At 39.3% G+C, this 21,504-nt stretch carries 21 protein-coding genes and 1 tRNA gene; 14 read left to right on the top strand and 8 right to left on the bottom strand.

The features are described 5' to 3' along the window. Nucleotides 1-116 precede the first annotated feature (116 nt). Entirely contained in the window at nt 117-1,490 is a 1,374-nt protein-coding gene (gene gndA / locus HCZ11_RS03940) for an NADP-dependent phosphogluconate dehydrogenase (RefSeq protein ID WP_130051563.1), read from the top strand. A 60-nt stretch (nt 1,491-1,550) separates the two neighbouring features. Here gndA and ansA read toward each other — a convergent pair whose 3' ends face one another. Together ansA and sppA are read right to left on the bottom strand one after the other, a co-directional pair. Continuing rightward, a complete protein-coding gene (ansA, locus tag HCZ11_RS03935; protein WP_054561413.1) occupies nt 1,551-2,561 on the bottom strand; it encodes an asparaginase in 1,011 nt (336 codons plus the stop codon). Between the two features lie 59 nt (nt 2,562-2,620). Continuing rightward, complete coding sequence (sppA, locus tag HCZ11_RS03930) at nt 2,621-4,486, bottom strand: signal peptide peptidase SppA (protein WP_167657711.1); 1,866 nt, start codon at nt 4,484-4,486, stop codon at nt 2,621-2,623. Nucleotides 4,487-4,685: 199 nt separating this feature from the next. Here sppA and HCZ11_RS03925 point away from each other — a divergent pair, with 199 nt between their 5' ends. From HCZ11_RS03925 to HCZ11_RS03895, 7 genes are all read left to right on the top strand, one after another. After that, nucleotides 4,686-6,647 carry an FAD-dependent oxidoreductase gene (locus HCZ11_RS03925; RefSeq protein WP_167657710.1) on the top strand — a complete coding sequence of 654 codons (1,962 nt, stop codon included), beginning with the start codon at nt 4,686-4,688 and terminating at the stop codon, nt 6,645-6,647. 61 nt (nt 6,648-6,708) lie between these two features. After that, nucleotides 6,709-7,419 carry a DoxX family protein gene (locus tag HCZ11_RS03920; RefSeq protein ID WP_130051560.1) on the top strand — a complete coding sequence of 237 codons (711 nt, stop codon included), beginning with the start codon at nt 6,709-6,711 and terminating at the stop codon, nt 7,417-7,419. 63 nt (nt 7,420-7,482) lie between these two features. Beyond that, nucleotides 7,483-8,031: an NAD(P)H nitroreductase gene (locus tag HCZ11_RS03915; RefSeq protein WP_130051559.1), complete on the top strand. Its 549-nt coding sequence runs from the start codon at nt 7,483-7,485 to the stop codon at nt 8,029-8,031. Between the two features lie 199 nt (nt 8,032-8,230). After that, the gene (locus tag HCZ11_RS03910) at nt 8,231-8,608 is read left to right on the top strand and encodes a hypothetical protein (protein WP_130051558.1); all 378 of its coding nucleotides are present in this window, start codon (nt 8,231-8,233) and stop codon (nt 8,606-8,608) included. Between the two features lie 83 nt (nt 8,609-8,691). After that, a tRNA-Ser gene (locus tag HCZ11_RS03905) sits at nt 8,692-8,782 on the top strand. 52 nt (nt 8,783-8,834) lie between these two features. Beyond that, a complete protein-coding gene (locus HCZ11_RS03900) occupies nt 8,835-9,236 on the top strand; it encodes a hypothetical protein (RefSeq protein WP_167657709.1) in 402 nt (133 codons plus the stop codon). 73 nt (nt 9,237-9,309) lie between these two features. After that, the gene (locus HCZ11_RS03895; RefSeq protein ID WP_130051556.1) at nt 9,310-9,927 is read left to right on the top strand and encodes an FKBP-type peptidyl-prolyl cis-trans isomerase; all 618 of its coding nucleotides are present in this window, start codon (nt 9,310-9,312) and stop codon (nt 9,925-9,927) included. A 227-nt stretch (nt 9,928-10,154) separates the two neighbouring features. Here HCZ11_RS03895 and fur read toward each other — a convergent pair whose 3' ends face one another. The 5 genes from fur to HCZ11_RS03870 all read right to left on the bottom strand — a co-directional run bounded on the left by fur (nt 10,155) and on the right by HCZ11_RS03870 (nt 12,697). Then, nucleotides 10,155-10,598 (bottom strand): ferric iron uptake transcriptional regulator, encoded by a 444-nt coding sequence (gene fur / locus HCZ11_RS03890; protein WP_130051555.1) that lies wholly within the window; start codon nt 10,596-10,598, stop codon nt 10,155-10,157. A gap of 190 nt (nt 10,599-10,788) precedes the next feature. Next, a complete protein-coding gene (fldA, locus tag HCZ11_RS03885) occupies nt 10,789-11,316 on the bottom strand; it encodes a flavodoxin FldA (RefSeq protein ID WP_130051554.1) in 528 nt (175 codons plus the stop codon). 14 nt (nt 11,317-11,330) lie between these two features. Beyond that, complete coding sequence (gene ybfE / locus HCZ11_RS03880) at nt 11,331-11,609, bottom strand: LexA regulated protein (RefSeq protein ID WP_004586673.1); 279 nt, start codon at nt 11,607-11,609, stop codon at nt 11,331-11,333. A gap of 2 nt (nt 11,610-11,611) precedes the next feature. Then, nucleotides 11,612-11,833, bottom strand: a complete 222-nt coding sequence (locus HCZ11_RS03875; RefSeq protein ID WP_036968243.1) for a DUF2788 domain-containing protein — start codon at nt 11,831-11,833, stop codon at nt 11,612-11,614. A gap of 99 nt (nt 11,834-11,932) precedes the next feature. Continuing rightward, entirely contained in the window at nt 11,933-12,697 is a 765-nt protein-coding gene (locus HCZ11_RS03870; RefSeq protein WP_167657708.1) for an alpha/beta fold hydrolase, read from the bottom strand. A 131-nt stretch (nt 12,698-12,828) separates the two neighbouring features. Between HCZ11_RS03870 and seqA the strand changes: the two genes are divergently transcribed. From seqA to HCZ11_RS03840, 6 genes are all read left to right on the top strand, one after another. Then, entirely contained in the window at nt 12,829-13,431 is a 603-nt protein-coding gene (gene seqA / locus HCZ11_RS03865; protein WP_167657707.1) for a replication initiation negative regulator SeqA, read from the top strand. 16 nt (nt 13,432-13,447) lie between these two features. Further along, a complete protein-coding gene (gene pgm, locus HCZ11_RS03860) occupies nt 13,448-15,085 on the top strand; it encodes a phosphoglucomutase (alpha-D-glucose-1,6-bisphosphate-dependent) (protein ID WP_167657706.1) in 1,638 nt (545 codons plus the stop codon). Nucleotides 15,086-15,164: 79 nt separating this feature from the next. After that, complete coding sequence (astE, locus tag HCZ11_RS03855) at nt 15,165-16,220, top strand: succinylglutamate desuccinylase (protein ID WP_167657705.1); 1,056 nt, start codon at nt 15,165-15,167, stop codon at nt 16,218-16,220. 269 nt (nt 16,221-16,489) lie between these two features. Continuing rightward, nucleotides 16,490-17,704, top strand: coding sequence for a thiamine pyrophosphate-dependent dehydrogenase E1 component subunit alpha (locus tag HCZ11_RS03850; RefSeq protein WP_167657704.1), 1,215 nt, complete (start codon nt 16,490-16,492; stop codon nt 17,702-17,704). Continuing rightward, on the top strand, nt 17,704-18,681 hold the full coding sequence (locus tag HCZ11_RS03845) for an alpha-ketoacid dehydrogenase subunit beta (protein ID WP_130051548.1): 978 nt from the start codon (nt 17,704-17,706) through the stop codon (nt 18,679-18,681). Before HCZ11_RS03850 ends, HCZ11_RS03845 begins: the two co-directional genes overlap by 1 nt. A gap of 8 nt (nt 18,682-18,689) precedes the next feature. Further along, a complete protein-coding gene (locus tag HCZ11_RS03840) occupies nt 18,690-20,261 on the top strand; it encodes a dihydrolipoyllysine-residue acetyltransferase (protein WP_167657703.1) in 1,572 nt (523 codons plus the stop codon). Between the two features lie 61 nt (nt 20,262-20,322). On the opposite strand, the gene HCZ11_RS03835 is transcribed toward HCZ11_RS03840, so the two are convergent. Continuing rightward, nucleotides 20,323-21,495: a putative manganese transporter gene (locus tag HCZ11_RS03835; RefSeq protein WP_167657702.1), complete on the bottom strand. Its 1,173-nt coding sequence runs from the start codon at nt 21,493-21,495 to the stop codon at nt 20,323-20,325. Nucleotides 21,496-21,504 lie beyond the last annotated feature (9 nt).

Raw genomic sequence — 21,504 nt, 5'->3', positions numbered from 1 at the left:
TTCTTAGATTTCTCTCAAGTTGGCTCTCAAGCTCGCATTTTTGGGCTGCTTGGGTATAATGCGCGCGTAATTATTTTGATTAACTAACCAATAGTTGTTACCGAGGAGGACACTAAATGCAAGTTGCATTAGTAGGGTTAGGCGTTATGGGTAAAAATCTTGCCCTCAACCTGATTGAAAAAGGGCTGACTTTAGTAGCTTATGATAAAAACCCAGATGCGGGTGCCGAGTTACTAAGCTGTGCAAAAACACTCGGTTTAGCAGACCGTTTACACATTGTGTCAGATTTAAATGATATGGTAAGACGCTTAGAGCCACCTCGTTCAATTCTACTTTTAGTTCCTGCTGGTGAATTGGTTGATAAAGTATGTACAGAGCTTGCAGAGGCAGGTGTTGACTGTGATGACATTATCGTAGATTGCGGCAACAGTAACTATAAAGATGGTATTAGCCGTAAGCTTAAATATCAAAACAAATTTGAATTTGCCACTATGGGGATTTCTGGTGGTGCTGAGGGCGCACGTCATGGTCCAGCTATGATGGCAAGTGGTTCAGAAGGCGGCTGGGAGCGTGTTGAGCCGTGGTTTGAAAAAGTAGCTGCAAGCTACAAAGGTGAGTCATGCTTTGCGCGAGTAGGCCAATCTGCAAGTGGCCACTTTGTGAAAATGGTACATAACGGTATCGAATATGCGTTAATGCAATTAATCGCTGAAATGTATCAACTACTTCGCTTAGGTACTAATCGTTCACCAAAAGAAGTTGCTGATATTTTCAATGAATGGTCAGAGGGAACTTTAAATAGCTACTTGCTGTCAATCTCTAGCCATATCTTAAGCCTTGAAACAACTGAAGGTGAACCTCTAGTTGATTTAATCGACAATAAGGTTGGCGCTAAAGGCACAGGCCTATGGACTGCACAAAATGCTTTAGAACTGGGTATTGCAGTACCATCATTAGTCGCAGCTGTGCAAGCTCGTCACTTAACAAATACTTGTGATACACATGCAGCTAAAGAAATGACTTACGCTGCTAAATCAACTGACTCAGTTGACTTAGATTTGGATGAGTTAAAAGATGCATTCACACTGGCAAGTTTACTTGCTTATCGTCAAGGCTTAGCACTTATCAAAGGTGCATCACGTGCTCATCAATGGAAAGTTGACCTTTCGAAAACGCTACAAACATGGCGTGCAGGTTGTATCATCCGTGCTGATTACTTAGATAATGTAGCTGATGGTGTAGAGTTTATCGATTCTATGCAGCGTGAATCAGCAGCATTACGAAAAGTAACAGGTGCTGCAGTTGCTTCGGGTCTTGCTTTCCCTGTGTTAACAGCAACGCAAACTTACATCGCGACGTTAACTACACCAAGTAATGGTCATCTTGTACAAGCACAACGTGACTATTTTGGCGAACATGGTATTAAAACGCATAGTGGTGAGATATGCCATTTAACAGACTTAGTTGAGATTGACGAAAAAGTTCGTTAATTATCAAAAAGCGTAAAAAAGGCACCAATTGGTGCCTTTTTTGTATTTGATGATTTTATTTTAACGGCTTAACTCACCACGTAAGTTGTCTTGCATCAAGTGACGAATAGTTTCAACCTCGAGCTTTTGGCTGAATAAGTAATGTAATTTAGTCAAACAGGCTTCTAATGTCATATCGTAGCCACTGATGACACCACAATTTAATAATGCATTACCTGTTGCATAACCACCCATATTTACTTGGCCTTTTAAACACTGTGTTAAATTAACTATTACCATACCGCGTTTACTTGCGTCATTAAGTATATCTAAAAACGCTGGATCTTGTGGGGCATTGCCCACACCAAAACTTAATAAAACAAGTGCTTTAATGTCGTCATTAACTAAACTTTTCACGACTTTTGGACTGATCCCGGGATATAGATAAAGCACACCAATTGGCTGAGGTGTGATATTTGATACCTGTAGTTCATTATCTACGTATGGGCTAAGTTGACCTTTGATCAGTTGAATATTGATTCCTGAAAGTGCTAGTGGTTCAAGATTAGGTGAAGCAAATGCATCAAAGCCATCGGCATGCGCTTTTGTAGCACGGTTACCACGAAACAATTGGTTATTGAAAAATAGGCTTACTTCTGCAATAGGGTAATTAGCTGCTAAGTACATCGCATTTAGTAAGTTCACTTGGCCATCAGAACGCAGTTGAGAGAGCGGTATTTGCGAGCCAGTCACAATTACAGGTTTCGTTAAGTTTTCGAACATAAAAGACAGGGCCGAAGCTGTGTATGCCATGGTATCGGTACCATGTAGCACTACAAAACCATCATAGTCTTGGTATTTACTTTTGATATCGTCAGCGATTAATTGCCAGTGGGCAGGGGACATATCAGAAGAATCAATAAGCGGGCAATATTCGTGAATATCAAACAAAGGCATTTCATCACGATTAAACTCTGCATTATTGACCACTGTTTCTGTTAAAAAACCTTCTGCCGGAACATAGCCTCGGCTCGATTTTTTCATACCAATAGTACCACCTGTATAGGCGATATATATACGTTTACGTTTCATAAAAAAAGCCCAGTTAAACAACTGGGCTTAGTATACCTAAAATTGCTTTGCTAAGTAACTTATTGAATTACGTTACATACTAAACAACGAGCGTAAACGCCTTGAGGATCGTTATAATCTTTTAGGTTATCAATTTCACTACTTAACTGATTTATTAGGCTTTGTAAGTTAGCTTGCGTAGCCAATACTGATGTAGATGAATCAGTTTTAGCAAAGAAACTCTGAATAGCCGCTGTGCCTAAGATATCTTGTAGCATCTGCTCTTGTGGTGTTAATGACTGTTTGATGGTTTTAACATCATAATGCTTAAGCTTAGCAAGCTCAGCTGCTGCTTTAATTGCATCTTGTTTATCACCTAACTTATCAACTAAACCAAGGTCTTTTGCTTGAGTTGCAATCCATACACGGCCTTGGGCAATTTTATCAACTTGTTCAGGGGTCATGTTACGTGCTTCAGCCACCACATTTAGAAAGCGTTTGTATGCATTTTCAACGCTCATTTGAATGATATCTGACATTTTCTCATCAAGAGGGCGAGCTATAGAAAAACCAGCAAGGTCCGTTGTTGCAACGCCGTCTGAATAAATACCCAATTCAGCCATGGTGTTTTCAAAAGTCATGAAAGTACCGAATACACCGATTGAACCTGTGATTGTGCTAGGAGCAGCCCAAATTTCATTGGCTGCTGATGCAATCCAGTACCCACCTGATGCTGCCACTGAGCTCATTGATGCAATTACTGGTTTACCTGCTGCTTTTAGAGCTAATACTTCAGCGCGGATCACTTCAGAGGCGAACATGCTACCACCACCTGAGTCAATACGAAGTACAACAGCTTTTACTTTGTCATCTAGGCGTGCTTTACGAAGTAGGGCAGCTGTCGAATCACCGCCAATTTCACCGGCTTTGCGCTCGCCATCTACAATCGTTCCTTTAGCAACAACAACGGCAACTTTTTCAGTGATTGGGTTATCGAACTCAACGGGTGGTTTTACAAGTGATAAATACTCACGAAAGCTAACCTGTTTAAAAGTTTTACCCGTTTCTTCTGCACCCACTAACTCAATAAGTTGCTGGCGAATTTGTTGTGATGTTTTTAAAGAATCAACCCATTGATTATTTAACGCATACTGACCTGAGTTACCGTCAACTGCTTGCATTTTTGTTAGATATACTTCCATATCCTCATCAAAATTGCTTTCATCGAATGGACGACTCGCTGCAACATCAGTTTTATACTCGTTCCAAAGAGCTGTTAACCAGACACGGTTAGCTTCTTTTGCTGCATCTGACATGTCATTACGAATAAACGGTTCTACAGCTGATTTATAAGTACCAACACGGAAAATATGTTGAGTTACTTTTAATTTCTCAAGGGCATCTTTGAAGTAAAGCGGGAACATGCCGTAACCTTCAATGCTAACACCGCCATATGGGTGCATTGATACTTCATTAGCATGGGCAGCAATATAATATTGTGCTTGTGTGTAGTAGTAACCTGTAGCAATAACTTGTTTTCCAGCAGCTTTAAATGCATCAATTGCTTTGGTTATCTGTTTTAGCTTATTGATGTGCGCGCTAGGCATTTTTTGCAGGTCAAGTAGCATTACAGTGATGCGATCATCTTTGGTCGCTTCGTTGATCACTTCAACAACATCATCAAGAAGGATCTCTGATGGTGCTTCTTTGCCCATTGTTGCATCGTTGATAGCTGCTTCTACAGGATCAACATAGGTTTTTTCTTCAACAATTGGGCCGTTTAAGTTTAGGCGTAGCACGGTTCCATCTGCTACCTTTACTTGGTCTTCTTCACCAGTGATGGCAACAAAGAAGAAAATTACTAGTAATAAAAATAATATGTTTAGGACCAAACGGCGGGAAAAATTAATCCCGGTCCAAATGCCTTTAAATATCTTTGCTAGCAAAATAAATCCTTAATTCAGTACAGCTTAGTAGTGAACTTATCTTAGCTTAGAATAACTTTAAAATTAACTGTTAAATAGTAACAGAGTGTTTAAAACCACAATTTGCTACAGATTAATTAATAGCGAAAAGTTGATTATTCTAAGTTATTGCCGCAGAATCTATTTCTAATAGAGGTTCGACCAGTTAACGGGGCACACAATGTTAGAACAAAAATTACAATTACCGCATACCGAACTTCGTAATCGTTTGGTTATGGGCTCAATGCACACTGGCTTAGAAGAAGGCTGGCATAACCGTAAACGCTTACGTGCATTTTACGAAGCACGTGCCAAAGGTGGCACGGGTTTGATAATTACAGGGGGCTATAGCCCTAATTTACGCGGTAAGCTCTCACCATTCGCATCAACATTTAATTCATTTTATGATGTGATTAAACACAAAGCTTATACAGAAGCCGTACATCAACATGGCGGTAAAATTTGCTTACAATTATTGCATGCAGGTCGCTACGCATATCATCCATTTAATCAAGCGCCAAGTGCAATTCAAGCTCCTATTAATCCTTATAAACCTAAAGAGATGTCGTTAGGGTCAATTAAAAAGACCATAAAAGACTTTGCACATTCAGCAAAACTAGCTGAAAAAGCAGGCTATGATGGTGTTGAAATCATGGGTTCTGAAGGTTATTTAATTAATGAGTTTATGGCTAACCACACCAATAAAAGAACAGACAAGTATGGTGGTAGTTTAGAAAATCGAATGCGCTTAGCTTTGGATATAGTTAAAGCGGTGCGCGCTAAAGTGAGTCAAAAATTCATTATAGTATTTCGCTTGTCAGTGATGGATTTAATTCCTAATGGATCAACGCCCGATGAAGTAAAACAACAGGCTTTAGCTCTTGAACAAGCAGGTGTCGATATTTTTAATACCGGTATAGGTTGGCATGAAGCCCGTGTACCAACCATCGCAAGTATGGTACCACCGGGGGCATTTAAAGAAGCATCAAAACGCTTAAAAGATACGGTATCAGTGCCTGTTATCGCGGTTAACCGCATTAATACACCAGAAATTGCTAATGGTATTTTAGCGGCGGGTGAGTCAGATTTAATTTCGATGGCACGTCCTTTATTAGCGGACCCTGATTTTTTCAATAAGTACGTTAATAATAAAGCTGAGCAAATCAATATTTGTATCGGTTGTAATCAGGGCTGTTTAGACCATGTGTTTAAAAACAAACGTGCAACTTGTTTGGTTAATCCACAAGCGGCTTTTGAATTAGATTACAGTTTAGAAAAAGCAAAATTTTCACGATTAGTCCTGGTTGTTGGTGCAGGCCCCGCTGGCCTTGCTGCAAGTTGTTACCTAGCAGAGAAAGGTCACAAGGTGACCTTAATTGAACGTAAAGAGCAAATGGGTGGTCAGTTTAACTTAGCAATGCAAGTGCCAGGTAAAGAAGACTTTAACCATACACTCAATTATTTCACTAATGAATTAAAGCGGTTGAATGTAGATTTGCAGCTTGGTACTGACTTTACTGATGATATGCTTAATCAATACGATGATGTGGTGTTTGCAACGGGCGTACGTCCGCGTGAAGCCAAAATCGAATGTGGAGATGGGAAACGCGTATTTGCTTATGATGAAGTTATTCGTGGTGAAGTCGAACTTGGTGAGAAAATTGCTATTCTTGGTGCCGGAGGTATAGGCTTTGATATGGTTGCCTTTTTAAGTGAGCATAAAGGGCAAACTATAGAGCAGTTCAAAACTCAATGGGGCATTGAATGTGAAGCTGCACCTGATAAAGACAACCGCCAAATATACATGCTTAAGCGCAGTGCAGGGCGTTTTGGTAGTGAGCTTGGTAAAACGACAGGTTGGATCCATCGTCAAGTTGCTAAACAGCACGATGTAAAACAAATTGCTGAGTGTCAGTACATAAGCTTTGATGAAAAAGGTTTAAAAATTACTGTTAAAGGTGAAGAACAAATCTTAGATGTAGATACCGTGATTGCTTGTATTGGTCAGGTTTCAAATACTGAAACTTTTGAAAAAGAAACTGAAAACGCCAAAGTACACGTAATTGGAGGAGCCAAGCTTGCTGCAGCCATTGATGCAAAACGTGCAATTTTTGAAGCATTACAAGTTGCTCGTAAAATATAATTGAAAGTAAACTAGAAAACTCGCGGTCTGTGTGATTAATAAAATTAGTCACGAGACCGCTATGTTGAACACACATCTTCGACCTTTATACAACCGCATCTTAAACAACTTTCAGTTTTTAGATGGACTACCCAGCCTTTTAATTCGCTTAATTTTAGCTCCAGTGATGATAATTGCAGGTTTTAATAAACTTGCCTTAAGTGGTGATGTCACTCACTTCCACCAATACTTTTTAGCATCCAATGATATTGTTGCATGGTTTGGCAATAACGAATGGGGCTTAGGCCTGCCAATGCCCTCCGTACTAGCATTTTTAGCGGCATGGACAGAATTTTTAGGGGGGATATTTCTTTTATTAGGTTTATTTACCCGCTTAACCGCAATTCCTTTGATGATCACTATGGTTGTTGCAGCGACTACAGTACACGCTAGTAATGGCTGGTTTGCTGTAACCCCCACAGATGCAAGCACTAGCCCAGCAAGAGTTCTCAATTGGCTTTCAATACCAGGTAGTGAAGCCAGTTTGGTTAATTCAGATGAAGCAAGTGAGAGATTGACTAAAATGCGCGAGTTGCTAGAGACTCATGGTTATACAGAATACCTTTATGAAAAAGGGAAACCTGTGATCTTAAATAATGGGATTGAATTTTCCGCAATTTACTTTGTTATGCTGTTAAGTTTATTTTTTGTAGGTGGCGGTCGTTACGTTAGTTTAGATTATTGGTTAACTAGAAAAGTACCGAATAGCTTTATTGCTAATAAAGATAAATGATAAGCTAGAGTTATATTGCCTCTACTTGATAGGGGCCTTGTCTTAAGCTTTTACGGAACATTCATGGACGCTTTAACGCTATTACAAACTCGACAATCAGACCCTCGCCTTGTAGCACCAGGGCCTACGGCAGAACAACTTGAAATTATTAAGCGCGCAGCTATCAAAGTACCAGATCATGGCTGTATTGCTCCTTGGCGGTTTATTGTTGTAGAGGGGGATGCTCGGAATAAATTGGGTGAAATCTATCACCAAGCTGCTGTTGCTGAAAAACAGGATCAAAGAACGATTGATCGAGCAAAAGAATTACCGCTGCGTTCACCTATGATGATAATTGCTATTGCAGATGTAGCAGAAAACCCAAAAGTGCCTCGGATTGAGCAAGTGCAAAGTGCAGGATGTAGTGTTCTTGCAATGCAACAAGCTGCGTTTGCACAAGGTTTAGGAGGTATTTGGCGCACAGGCTATTTTGCACAGAGTCCAGCAGTGAAAGCAGCACTTGGCTGTAAAGAAGAAGATGAAATTGTTGGTTACCTATATTTGGGCACGCCAGAAGTAGATATCAAAAAGCCAATTAGACACAAGCCAGAGACGTTTTTTGAGAATTTATAAATAGTAGGAACTTTTATACAGTTAAGCAGTCAGACACTATTAAGCTTACTTATGTTAGTTTTTTCAGATTTAGCTTAGCTGTAAGAAGCGCACGGATGCAAAAAACGAAATAATTCTTCTTCAGTGTGTTTTTTAATCGGTTATTTTTTGTTAACGTATGGATGGTCTTAAAAAAATAACGATAAAGAAGACGAGAACAATGGGAAACTTATTTTTACGTGAAAAAGAAAATTGGTTCGCTTGGTCAATTTGGGGCATAATTGGTGCTGTAGTCACTTTCTTTGTTGCTATGGCGACTAATCAACCTCATTATCTAGGCTTGTCTGCAGTAGTTGTATTACTCTTCCTTACATGGTGGATGCAAAGCACTAAACGTTTCGATTTTGGTCGCGCCTTTAAAATATGTTGTTATGTTTTAACGCTCACTTGTTTACCGGCATTCGTGTTAGTCATCATACCTAGTTATAACCTCAATAAAATTGATGTGATTGTTCAAGGCTCTGGCTTTGCACTTGTCAGCCTAATTGTTTGTCTGGTGTGTTCTTTAATTGCAAAACGCCCGAAGCAGTATTATTGATAGTTATAGATTTTAGTTTTTTAAAGTTTTTTACAATTAAGGCTTTACAACGTACGCAGTAAACACTATTATGCGCGCCGTACGGAGAGATGGCAGAGTGGTCGAATGCACCGGTCTTGAAAACCGGCAGGGGTTTGTAGCCCCTCTAGGGTTCAAATCCCTATCTCTCCACCATTATTTAGAAAAACCGCCTACAGGGCGGTTTTTTGCTATCTGGAGATAAGTAATGTCAACAAGCGAGTCTTCTTTTACACCAATACGTTTTGTAAAACATGTTTTACTTTGGTGTATCTTTTCTTATTTTTATCACAGCGGAATCAACGTACTCGTTGCCATGGCCCATGATGCACAACCTGATTACGGATTATTATCTTCAATAGCTTATGGAATAGGCTTTAATGTATTAGTTGGTCATCTCATTGGTAAATACGACAAACACTGGCCTACTATCGCAGCCTTTGTAATTTCTTCGATAGGGCTTATTGTTTTGCCTTTAATCATGTTAGGCAAAGAGGGCTTAATGAGTGGCTTTTTTATTGCATCGATGATCGCCACTTTACCAGTTGCGACTTTCGTTATTGATAAAATAAAGCTGCGAATTAGTGCAAACACTGAGCAAACGCAGTAAAACTAGGCGATATTCGTTGTTTTTTTATGTTAGTATGACCACGTCTTTTAACTAAATAAACGTGAATTAAAACATGTCAGATAATTTTACAACAGACGCTGAAAAAGCAAGTTACGGTATTGGTTTACAAATGGGTGAGCAATTAAAGGCGAATCCATTTGAAGGTTTAAACTTAAACTCTGTATTTGAAGGTATGAAAGACGCATACACTGGTAACGATTTCCAAGTTGAAATCCCAGCAATTCAAGCAGCATTTGAGAAAATCAACGCTGAGATCCAAGCTCGTCGTGAAGAAGAAGCTAAAGTTCTTGCAGCTGAAGGTATTGCATTCTTAGAAGAAAATGCAAAACGTCCTGAAGTAACAGTAACTGAGTCAGGTCTTCAATATGAAGTACTTACTGCAGGCGACGGTGAAAAGCCAACTGCAGATTCAACTATCCGTGCACATTACCACGGTACACTAATCAATGGTACAGTATTTGATAGCTCATATGAGCGTGGTCAACCAGCTGAGTTCCCTGTGGGCGGTGTAATCAAAGGTTGGACTGAAGCGGTACAAATGATGGGTACTGGTTCTAAGTGGCGTTTATACGTACCACACGAACTTGCTTACGGTGAGCGCGGTGCTGGTGCGGCAATCGCTCCTTTCTCAACGCTAATCTTTGACGTTGAGCTATTAGATATCATCTAATTGATTTCTAATACTACTCGTAATAATACTTGGTCATTTTAAGGGTTAAATCTATCGCTAACTGCGTTAAAATTTCTCATTTAGAACAACTAAATAATGATTTTTTGCCTGTTATCAACGATGTTTTTATTGCCTCAAAATAGATTACTTAATTAAACGAGTTGCTATTCAGACATAAAAAAACCTGCTTCTAAGCAGGTTTTTTTATGTCTGAATTTAATACTCAATTAGCTATTTGATTCAGCGAATTCTTTACACGCAGCAGTGTCTTCACATTCACCGTATAGGTAAAGAGAGTGGTTTGTTAGTTTGATGCCATTCTCTTTGGCGATCTCTTCTTGACGACGTTCGATAGTGTCGTCTTCAAACTCAACAACCTTACCACATTTAAGGCAAACTAAATGATCATGGTGAGTGCTACCCGATAATTCAAATACTGATTTTCCGCCTTCGAAGTGGTGGCGAGATACAATACCTGCATCATCAAATTGATTTAGAACACGGTAGACAGTTGCAAGACCAATCTCTTCGCCTTTGTCTAAAAGAATTTTATAGACATCTTCAGCGCTGATGTGTTGGTTGTCTGGAGATTGTAAAATCTCTAAAATTTTAATACGAGGCAGTGTTACTTTTAACCCTGCTTTTTTTAATTCCAAGTTGTGATCAGTCATTCAATCTGTCTCAATTTTATTTAGTTTTACTAGGCATCATTAAGATGCACACGACACATTAGCAACTGTTAGAATAACGTGCCTAGTTACTAAGTGCAAAGAACAATTCGTCTTGTTGCAGTTTTTTTGAACAAAAATGAACTGGTTGTGCATCTTTACATCAGCTAGTAAATGCGAGTAGTACTTGTTATTAATCAGCAAGTTCTGCTAAACACATTTCTTCATAAACCTGAGCACACCAGTCTTTAACACGCTTTTCTGTAAGTTCTGGTTGACGGTCTTCATCAATACCTAAGCCAACAAAATTGCTGTCATCTATAAGAGCTTTTGATGCTTCAAAGTCATAACCTTCTGTAGACCAATGACCAACAACGATTGCACCACGCTCAGTTACGATATCGTTGATCATACCCATTGCATCTAAGAAGTATTCAGCATAGTCTTCTTGGTCACCGCAGCCGAAGATAGCTACTAGTTTACCTTCAAAGTCAACTTCTTCTAATTCAGGGAAGAAGTCATCCCAGTCACATTGAGCTTCACCGTAGTACCAAGTTGGAATACCGAATAACAATAAATCGAATTCAGCAATCTCTTCTTTTGAACTTTTTGCAATGTCATGAACTGCAACTAGCTTTTTACCTAATTCCTTTTGAATCATTTTAGCTACGTGTTCAGTATTGCCTGTGTCACTTCCGAAAAAAATACCTACGCTTGACATGGATTTAAAACCTTCTATCTATCAATAGCCAATCTTTCTTGTAAAATTGTTTCAATCAACGCGCTACGGCTAATATTCTGCGCATCTGCCATATCGCTTAATGCTTGATATAACTGTGATGAAACCTTAAATTCTACACGCTTTAAACCACGTGCTTTATCTCGCTTTATTTGATTACGTTTATTTACTTTTAATTGCATGTCACGAGGTAGGGGATTCGTTTTAGGTCTACCTGGACGTTTTTCGTATTCAAATAAATCGGGTGTTGTTCTATCTGTTTCTGACTTTGCCATGTCTAGCCCACACCTGCGCCTTGCCAGAAGACTTGAATAAGCCCTTTCGCTATAAACCCAGAACAGCCTAAAAATAGCACTAACCAAACGATGTATCGGCCAAATCGTGGTACATCACCTTTTTTAAGGACATCTTGAATTGCCATTCCAATAAAAAAGAAAATACCAGCTAAGCCAAAATACAACCCTAAGGTATCAAATTCGTTAATTAACTGACTGACCATCAACGTATAAACCTTTAAATTAAACGGCGCGTACTATAGCACAAAAATTTGTAATAATTTAGTGCGCACGATCAAAAACAGCGAATTTTATCAGCGCAATTATTGTGCTAAAAAATCACTGATTGCTTTATTAACGGCAAGTGGTTTTTGCGCATGTAGCCAATGACCTGCACCATGAATAATTTTTGCTTTAGCATTAGGAAATAAAGCCATAATTGCGGGTCGATGCTCAGCTAAAATGTAATCTGAATCATTACCTTTGATGAACAAAGTATCACATAAACAAGAATCATTTTCACCAACTCGCGCTAAAATATTTTCATACTGCTGATATAAAACCGCTAAATTAAAGCGCCATTGGTATTTGCCTTCGTCATTCTTAGCAAAACTTTTCAATAAAAACTGACGGACACCCATCTCATCAATGTGTTTTGCAAGAATCTCATCAGCGGTTTTTCTATCAGTTACATTTGACTCTGCCACCTCATTGAGGCCTGAAAAAATAGCGCTATGACGGGGGGCATTGGCAACAGGAGAAATGTCTAACACCACAAGTTTATCGATGAGCGACGGATGATTAAGTGCTAATTGCATGGCAACTTTACCACCCATTGAATGCCCAATGATGTGAGCCTTACTTATATTTAAATGTTTTAGTAATTCACTAACATCATTAGCCATTGCGTGATAATTCATTGTATCACTGTGAAAAGATCTACCGTGGTTACGTAAATCAATATTGGTAACCCGGTAATTTTCAGCTAAGGCTTTTGCAATTACATTGAGGTTTTCAAGCGAGCCAAACAAACCATGGATCAATACAACGTCTGAACCTTGACCCAATTGTTGGTAGTTTAATAGCATTTTCAACTCCTAATTTTAATGGCAGTATTTTGCCTAGTGAAATTACAAAATGCAAAACATAGAGAATTGCTGCGAGCTTAGGTATAATCATTGAGAACTTTTAAAATGTGACCCGTAAAGACAGGAATAACATGAAAAAAATCGACATAGACGACGAGTTATATCAATACATTGCAAGCAACACGCAAAGTATTGGTGAAAGTGCATCAACCATTTTACGTCGTTTATTAAACCTCTCTGATGGCGCCAATGCCCCAGTTGAAACAACTACTAAAACTGAACAAGAACACCCAGTTGTTGAAGTAAAAGAAGAAGCAAAACAAGAATCAAGTCTCGAACCAAGCGACGAAAATGTTGACGAGGCTGCTGAAACTGTCACAGCATCGACACAAGTGAAAGGTAATGTGTTTAATGTATTAAACAAAGAAGAGCTAGCAATGCAAAAAGGTGTTGTTGGTCGATTCTTATTTATACTTGCTGCTTTATACAGAACGCATAAGAAAGATTTTGCTAACGTACTTGAAATTAAAGGCCGTGACCGTGTTTATTTTGCTACAAGCAAAGAAGCACTTCTTGAAAGCGGTAGCAGCATGAATCCAAAAAATATCACTGATACTGAGTATTGGGTGATGACAAATTCAAATACAACCAGAAAAAAAATGATGCTTCACGAAGTGGCACTGTGCTTAGGCTATAGCGCGGATGAAGCAGAAAAAATTCGTGATTACTTATAATCCATAAGGAAATAATATGGCGATTCATCCTGATGCAGGTAAACCTGCACCGCAATCAAGCTTAGTGAATGTACCAAAACTGATCTCGGCTTATTACTTAAATGAACCTGATCTGGAACAAAACCCAGAGCACTGTGTTGCTTTTGGTACTTCTGGCCATCGTGGTTGTTCGTTCGATGTAAAATTTAATGAATCGCATATTTTAGCGATCACACAAGCAATTTGTGATTACCGTAAAGAAAATAACATTTTTGGCCCACTATTCCTTGGTAAAGATACCCATGCATTGAGTGAAGCCGCTTTTAACTCTGCAATTGAAGTACTTGTTGCAAACGAAGTACAAGTCATCGCACAAGAAAATGATGATTACACACCAACTCCTGTAATCAGTCATGCTGTTGTTTGTCATAATAAAGAAAACCCAAATGAATTAGCAGATGGGATTGTTGTAACACCTTCACATAACCCGCCAGAAGACGGTGGCTTTAAATACAACCCACCAAACGGTGGCCCTGCTGACACTGATGTGACTAAATGGATTGAAGACAGAGCGAATCAATTACTTTTAGAAGATTTAGTTGAAGTAGAGTTATTCCCTTATGCTAAAGCATCACGCTCGGGCTTTATTAAGTACCAAGATTTAATTACACCATACGTAGATGATTTAGTTAACATCGTTAATTTAAAAGCAATCAGCGATGCAAAAATCAAAATAGGTGTGGATCCTTTAGGTGGTTCAGGTATCAATTTTTGGCCTGTAATTGCAGAAAAATATAATTTAGACATAACGGTCGTAAATAAGTCTGTTGATCCAACGTTCTCGTTCATGCCTTTAGATAAAGATGGCAAAATTCGTATGGATTGTTCATCTCCTTATGCAATGACTAACCTTATTGCGCTAAAAGATGACTATGATATCGGTATTGGAAATGACCCAGATTATGACCGTCACGGTATAGTGACACCTGATGGTTTAATGAACCCAAATCACTTTTTAGCAGTTGCAATTGACTATTTATTAAATAACCGTAACTGGTCAAAAGATGTTGCTATTGGCAAAACCCTAGTATCTAGCGGCATGATTGATAAAGTGGTTACTCGAAATAACCGTGCAGTAAAAGAAGTACCTGTAGGCTTTAAATGGTTTGTTGAAGGTCTAAGCAAAGGTACTCTCGCTTTTGGTGGTGAAGAAAGTGCAGGGGCGTCTTTTTTACGCTTCGATGGTACCGTGTGGAACACTGATAAAGATGGCTTTATTTTAGGCTTACTAGCTGCTGAGATTTTAGCGGTAACGGGTAAAACACCGTCACAGCTTTATAAAGAGCTTGAACAAGAGTTCGGTGCACCTATTTACAAGCGTATTGATGCTCCCGCTGATGCGCAGCAAAAATCACGTTTAAAAGCGTTATCAGCAGACGATGTAAAAGCAAACACGTTAGCAGGCGATACAATTACACAGAAGCTAACCCATGCACCGGGTAATAATGCGGCTATTGGTGGTTTGAAGGTTGTTACCGAAAACGGTTGGTTCGCTGCTCGTCCATCGGGCACTGAAGACATTTATAAAATTTACCTTGAATCATTCAAAGGTGAAGAGCATCTAGCATTATTAGAAAAAGAAGCGAAAAAGCTGGTTGATTCAGTAATTAGCTAAATTCTTTTTTACCCTTTAAAACGGCTGAGATTCTCAGCCGTTTTTGTATTCTACTCTCACGTATTTTTAGGATAGAACTATGAGCTATTCAACTCCTTCATATCTCCAAAAATTAAAAAGTACTGGCGACTTTTTAACACTAACCCGAAACAATGAATTTTCACTAGATTCTTGTGCTTTTAACCTTGAAAACGGCACTGATGTCACAGTTCACGATACTGGCATCATAGAGTTTCAACCAAAAGAGCAAACAAACAAAGATATTGTACTTTCGAGTGCGGTGCACGGTAACGAAACAGCACCAATTGAAATCTGTGACCAATTAATCAAGGCAATCATTACACAAGAACTTGTACTTAAACAGCGTGTATTGTTTATTTTTGGTAATCCAAAATCGATAAATATCGGTAAACGCTTTGTTGATGAAAACTTAAATCGTTTATTTAATGGTCATCACACTGTTGAGGGGGTTGATTCAAATCCTGAGCGAGTTCGTGCAAAGCTACTTGAAGATGTAGTTTCTGATTTCTTTGCAAGAGGCAACCAAGGTAGTGAACGTTTTCATTATGACCTGCATACTGCAATTCGAGGCTCTAAAAATGAAAAGTTCGCTGTGTATCCATTCTTACATGGTAAACCGTGGAAAAAATCACAGCTGCAATTCTTACTTAGCTGTGGTGTAAACACTGTATTAATGATGAAATCAGCGGCAACAACTTTTAGCTACTACTCATCGTTTGTACATGGTGCTGATTCATTTACCGTAGAGCTTGGTCAAGTAAAGCCATTTGGCGAAAATGATATGTCACGATTTGAGAAAACCAAACAAACATTAATTGCATTAATTAGTCAGGAAACTGTTAATTACAAAGAATTTAATGCAGGGGATTTTGAGTTGTTTTCAGTTTATAGAACAATAAACCGTACTTGCGAAGATTTTAGTTTCCCATTTGCTGATGATGTCGAAAATTTCACCGGTTTTGCAAAGGGGGATTTATTAGCAACTGATGGTCAGACCAGATATGAAGCGGAAGTGGACGGCGAAGCTATTATCTTCCCAAATGCTGATGTAGCCTTAGGTCAACGTGCTTTACTTACAGTTGTCCCAATGCAAGTTGATAGCAACTTTATTTAAAATCTCTGCATTATCACCCACCGATTTTTGGTTAACTATATGACAATAAAGAATTTATTTCGTTGTATAGTTAACTTTCCATGCGTTTTTAGCCATTTATCACCTATTCGTCTATGATTAGTTGAATAACAACTTACGTTAACGTAAAGTGACGGCAGTTTAATTTAATTAGATTGAATATTACGCAAACTTTATCCTTACAGCTCATGCTGATAAAAATAGTAATAAGGGCAGTGGCGTAGGTTTCTGACAACGAAAGAAGGTAGGTTATGAGTAATCCAAATAACGTATCGCTAAACATTAATCATGAACTGTCATTTATTGATGGTCACGCATTAACGATCCCTACATTAAGCATTCTTAATGAGGAAGGCGACATCCACGAAGGTGCAACCGCACCCGATATCGACAAAGCAACAGCAATCCGTTTATACGAGACAATGCGTTTTATTAGAGCGCTTGATGAGCGTATGCAAGCAGCACAGCGTCAAGGTCGAGTTAGCTTTTACATGCAATGTTTAGGTGAAGAGGCTGCTGTAACGGCATCGGCTGCAGCGCTTGACCAAAATGACATGATCATGGCCCAGTACCGTGAACAAGCCGCTTTACGCTATCGTGGTTTTAGCCTAGACCAATTCATGAACCAAATGTTTTCAAACGAAAAAGATTTGGGTAAAGGTCGCCAAATGCCAATTCACTACGGCTCACGCGAACTCAACTATATGACCATTTCATCTCCGCTTGGTACGCAAATTCCGCAAGCAACAGGTTATGCGTATGGTCAAAAAGTTCGTCACATTGATGCCCAAACAGGTGAGTTGAACAGTACGATTGATAACATCACCATTTGTTATTTTGGCGAAGGTGCGGCATCTGAAGGTGATTTTCATGCTGGTTTAAATATGGCTGCAGTTCATGAAGCACCGGTTATCTTCTTTGCACGTAATAATGGCTATGCGATATCAACACCTGCAGATGAACAATTTAAAGGTGATGGTATTGCATCACGCGGTGTTGGCTATGGCATTAAAACAATTCGTGTTGACGGTGCTGATGCGCTTGCAGTTTATGCTGCAACGAAAAAAGCCCGTGAAATTGCTACTACCAAAGGTGAACCAGTTTTAATTGAATCGATTGCCTATCGTTTAGGTGCTCACTCAACCAGTGACGATCCTAGCGGCTACCGTACAAAAGACGAAGAAGCAAAACATAAAGGCTGTCCAATTGAGCGTTTCCGTAAGTGGTTATTAAAACAAGGTTGGTTAGACGAAGCGCAAGACGCAAAAGATAAAGAAACAATTCGTGAAGAAATCTTAGCTGCTCTTAAACGCGCTGAAAAAGTTGCAAAACCAGCATTAGAAGATCTTATTTCTGATGTTTATGATAAGCCAATTCCAACACTGCAAAAACAATACGAAGAATTAAAAGAGCACATTTTGCAGCATCCTGATGCTTATCCAACAACTGCAGGGAGATTAAAGTAATGGCTAAAATGAACATGCTTCATGCAATTAACTCTGCCCTTGATATCACCATGGCAGAGCATCCAAATGCATGTATTTTTGGTGAAGACGTTGGCTATTTTGGTGGTGTATTCCGTGCAACATCTGGCTTACAAGAAAAATATGGTAAGCACCGTGTGTTTAATACACCATTAACTGAGCAAGGTATTTTAGGTTTTGCTAATGGTCTAGCTGCGTTTGGTGCGCCTGCTTTAGCTGAAATTCAATTTGCAGATTATATTTTTCCTGCATTTGACCAAATCGTAAATGAATCTGCTAAATTCCGTTACCGTAGTGGTAATGAATTTAATGTAGGCAACCTAACAATTCGTACTCCTTATGGCGGTGGTATTGCGGGTGGTTTATATCATTCACAATCACCAGAAGCTTATTTTGCTCATACACCGGGTTTGAAACTTGTTGTGCCACGTAACCCTTATCAAGCAAAAGGTTTGCTTCGTGCATCAATTAAAGATGATAACCCAGTTATTTTCTTTGAGCCAAAACGCTTATACCGTGCATCAACAGGTGAGGTACCAGAAGAGGATTACAGCATCGAGCTTGGTAAAGCAGAAGTCATTCAAGAGGGTACTGATGTTACTTTGCTTGCTTGGGGTGCACAAATGGAAATCGTTGAAGATGCCGCTAAAAAAGCTGCAGAGCAAGGAATTAGTTGTGAAGTCATCGACTTACGAACTATTTTACCGTGGGATGTTGAGACAATCGCTAAATCAGTAACCAAAACCGGTCGTTTAGTGGTTAGCCACGAAGCGCCAATCACAAATGGTTTTGGTGCAGAAATCGTTGCAACAATTCAACAAGAGTGTTTCTTACACCTTGAATCGCCAATTGCTCGAGTGTGTGGTTTAGATACGCCATACCCATTAGCACTTGAAAAAGAATATGTGCCAGATGCACTTAAAGTGCTTGCTGCGATTAAGCAATCTGTAGAGTTTTAGGAGTCAGTATGTCTAAAGATTTTATCTTGCCAGATATCGGCGAAGGCATCGTAGAATGTGAAATTGTTGAATGGTTAGTTGCAGAGGGCGATTCTGTAAAAGAAGATCAGCCAATTTGTGACGTCATGACCGACAAAGCGCTTGTGCAAATTCCAGCTGTCCATGATGGTGTGATCAGTAAGCTTTATTATGCAAAAGGTGATATTGCTAAAGTACATGCGCCATTATTTGCGATGGATGTTGATGGTGAAGCACCTACGCAAAACGAAGAAGCTCAAGCTCCAGTTGAAGCAGCCGCAATACCTGAATCTGGTGAACATTTAGAAGATTTCATTTTACCTGACATCGGTGAAGGTATTGTTGAGTGTGAAATCGTTGAGTGGTTAGTCAGCGAAGGTGATGAAATCGTTGAAGACCAAGCTGTGTGTGATGTAATGACAGACAAAGCATTGGTTCAAATTCCGGCTAAATATACAGGTAAAGTTGAAAAGCTTTATTATAAGAAAGGCGATATTGCCGCTGTTCACAGTCCATTATTCCAAATGAGCATTGTAGGCCAAAACTCAGAGCCTGATGTAAGCTCTGCGGTAGTTAAAGCGCAAACAAATGCAGCGACTAAGCAAGCACAAAAGCATGTGTCTGCATCAAATGAGACTAAACAACTTAATAAGAAAGCAGTTGCTTCACCAGCTGTTCGTCGTAAAGCACGTGAACTTGATGTAGATTTAACGCAAGTACCAGGCTCTGGTAAAAATGGCCGAATTTACAAGCAAGACATCGAAGATTTCTTGAACGAATCACCAAGCCAAGCAGTAACACAACAAGCTGTTCCTAAAGCGGCAGAGCCTGTAAAAACTGCAGCATCCACAGCTGGTGGTAGTCATGTTGAGCCTATTAAAGGCATTAAAGCGGCAATGGCTAAGCAAATGGTTGCGTCAGTATCGACAATTCCGCATTTTACTTTTTGTGACGAAATTGACCTGACAAAATTGATTGCTATGCGAAGCGAACTTAAAGAGCAGTATAAGCAACAGGGCGTTAAGTTAACTATGATGCCATTCTTTATCAAAGCTCTATCGCTTGCAATGAAGCAGTTCCCAGTACTTAACTCACAAGTGAATGATGATTGTAGTGAGCTGACTTATTTTGACGACCATAACATTGGTATGGCGGTTGATTCTAAGATTGGCTTATTAGTACCAAATGTTAAAGCATGTCAGTCAAAGAGTATTGTTGATGTTGCAAATGAAGTTACGCGCTTAACTGAAGCTGCACGGGATGGACGTGTATCACCAGATGATTTAAAAGGCGGTACAATTAGTATCTCTAACATTGGTGCTATTGGCGGCACAATTGCAACCCCGATCATCAATAAACCAGAAGTGGCCATTGTTGCATTAGGTAAGTTACAACATTTACCTCGTTTTGACGAACAGGGTAATGTGGTTTCAGCAGCCATTATGCAAGTAAGCTGGTCTGGCGACCATCGAGTGATTGATGGCGGAACAATTGCCCGCTTCAATAACTTGTGGAAGTCTTATTTAGAAGATCCTGCAAAAATGATGATGGCTATGAGCTAACATTATTAATAAATAAAAAACCAGCCTCGGCTGGTTTTTTTTATAGTATTTAATTTATATTTTAAAGACCGTAATAGTACAATCCATAACCGAGTAACAGCGCAGGTATTGTTGAATAGACTGTCGCCATTAAAGCTGCTTTTGGTGCTAATGCGATGGCTGGGAAGAGAGCATCGCCATCATTTGATATTGCATTTGCTGCCATCGCACTAAATGGGATAATGCCTTGAATATAAAGTGTCATTACGACAATTTGCGGCCCACAGCCTGGTAACAAACCTATTGCTACAGCTACCAAGGGAGCAAGATAAGCATATTCAGAAAACCATGCTTTTAAATCAACACCTAGCAAATTAACTAAAACTTCAAATAGCATGAAACTGGCGACAACCCATGCTGTAACAAAGTGCGTGTCCATTAACACTTTCGTGAGCTTTGAAGGTGGATTGCATGGAGCTTCTTCGCTGGTCACTTGTTTATAACTGCTGCCTTTAGATGAAAGAGCCCATACAACTACAATAAATAGCGCCATGATTGAACCAAATAAGGTAATGCCATGATTAATACCATTACCAAATACGCTAAGGTCGGTATTGGTGGCAATAACAATAGCAACAATCAAGCTTGGCATTAAGGCAAATTTCCAAACCGGGCGGCTAAATATTAAAGCTTTTGGTTGGCATTGAGGTTGTTCGCTGAAGTCACTGGCCTGCGTAGGTTGAAACTTATCTGATTTATGAAATGTATTAACCACCTGTCCGCTAATTACGCCTACACTAACACCGATTACCATCATTAATAACCCATCAAGAGGGCGGGTTGCTAATAACAAAAATGCAGCATCACCCATGGTTGCTGTTAATACAGCGACCACAGAGCCAAAGCTAGCTTGTTTTTTGGTAAATTGGGTAACTACAATAATGGCACCTCCACAGCCAGGTAAAGCACCTAAGATTGACGCAAAACCGATTTCTAGGATGCCTGATTTAGCTCGTAAATAGCTGAGCTGTAATTGAGGTAGCCGATCAATCAAGTAGTAATAGATTAATAAAGTGGCTGCAACAAACACAGATACTTGAAAAAAAGCATCACTTAACGCTTGGAGGGTAAATTCACGGCTTGCTGGTATTGCCAAAGAAATTAGCAATAATAGGGGTAAAAATAAGCGTTTATTGTCCGTAATATAACACCTCGCTTTATGAGTGGAATACCTCGTTTGTGTTAATGAGAGCATACAGTGCAA

The organism is Pseudoalteromonas sp. HF66 (genome assembly GCF_011806445.1).
Lineage (GTDB): Bacteria > Pseudomonadota > Gammaproteobacteria > Enterobacterales > Alteromonadaceae > Pseudoalteromonas > Pseudoalteromonas apostichopi.
Note: the sequence above shows the minus strand (reverse complement) of the source record. Positions and strands in the feature narration are given on the sequence as shown.

What these genes read in the sequence shown, in the direction of transcription:
- ansA (WP_054561413.1), bottom strand. Translation starts at nt 2,561, where the DNA reads ATGAAACGTAAACGTATATATATCGCCTATACAGGTGGTACTATTGGT.
- HCZ11_RS03870 (WP_167657708.1), bottom strand. Translation starts at nt 12,697, where the DNA reads ATGCTATTAAACTACCAACAATTGGGTCAAGGTTCAGACGTTGTATTG.
- gndA (WP_130051563.1), top strand. Translation starts at nt 117, where the DNA reads ATGCAAGTTGCATTAGTAGGGTTAGGCGTTATGGGTAAAAATCTTGCC.
- astE (WP_167657705.1), top strand. Translation starts at nt 15,165, where the DNA reads ATGAGCTATTCAACTCCTTCATATCTCCAAAAATTAAAAAGTACTGGC.
- HCZ11_RS03925 (WP_167657710.1), top strand. Translation starts at nt 4,686, where the DNA reads ATGTTAGAACAAAAATTACAATTACCGCATACCGAACTTCGTAATCGT.
- fur (WP_130051555.1), bottom strand. Translation starts at nt 10,598, where the DNA reads ATGACTGATCACAACTTGGAATTAAAAAAAGCAGGGTTAAAAGTAACA.
- ybfE (WP_004586673.1), bottom strand. Translation starts at nt 11,609, where the DNA reads ATGGCAAAGTCAGAAACAGATAGAACAACACCCGATTTATTTGAATAC.
- HCZ11_RS03840 (WP_167657703.1), top strand. Translation starts at nt 18,690, where the DNA reads ATGTCTAAAGATTTTATCTTGCCAGATATCGGCGAAGGCATCGTAGAA.
- HCZ11_RS03850 (WP_167657704.1), top strand. Translation starts at nt 16,490, where the DNA reads ATGAGTAATCCAAATAACGTATCGCTAAACATTAATCATGAACTGTCA.
- seqA (WP_167657707.1), top strand. Translation starts at nt 12,829, where the DNA reads ATGAAAAAAATCGACATAGACGACGAGTTATATCAATACATTGCAAGC.
- HCZ11_RS03875 (WP_036968243.1), bottom strand. Translation starts at nt 11,833, where the DNA reads ATGGTCAGTCAGTTAATTAACGAATTTGATACCTTAGGGTTGTATTTT.
- HCZ11_RS03920 (WP_130051560.1), top strand. Translation starts at nt 6,709, where the DNA reads ATGTTGAACACACATCTTCGACCTTTATACAACCGCATCTTAAACAAC.
- pgm (WP_167657706.1), top strand. Translation starts at nt 13,448, where the DNA reads ATGGCGATTCATCCTGATGCAGGTAAACCTGCACCGCAATCAAGCTTA.
- HCZ11_RS03915 (WP_130051559.1), top strand. Translation starts at nt 7,483, where the DNA reads ATGGACGCTTTAACGCTATTACAAACTCGACAATCAGACCCTCGCCTT.
- HCZ11_RS03900 (WP_167657709.1), top strand. Translation starts at nt 8,835, where the DNA reads ATGTCAACAAGCGAGTCTTCTTTTACACCAATACGTTTTGTAAAACAT.
- HCZ11_RS03835 (WP_167657702.1), bottom strand. Translation starts at nt 21,495, where the DNA reads ATGCTCTCATTAACACAAACGAGGTATTCCACTCATAAAGCGAGGTGT.
- HCZ11_RS03845 (WP_130051548.1), top strand. Translation starts at nt 17,704, where the DNA reads ATGGCTAAAATGAACATGCTTCATGCAATTAACTCTGCCCTTGATATC.
- HCZ11_RS03910 (WP_130051558.1), top strand. Translation starts at nt 8,231, where the DNA reads ATGGGAAACTTATTTTTACGTGAAAAAGAAAATTGGTTCGCTTGGTCA.
- fldA (WP_130051554.1), bottom strand. Translation starts at nt 11,316, where the DNA reads ATGTCAAGCGTAGGTATTTTTTTCGGAAGTGACACAGGCAATACTGAA.
- HCZ11_RS03895 (WP_130051556.1), top strand. Translation starts at nt 9,310, where the DNA reads ATGTCAGATAATTTTACAACAGACGCTGAAAAAGCAAGTTACGGTATT.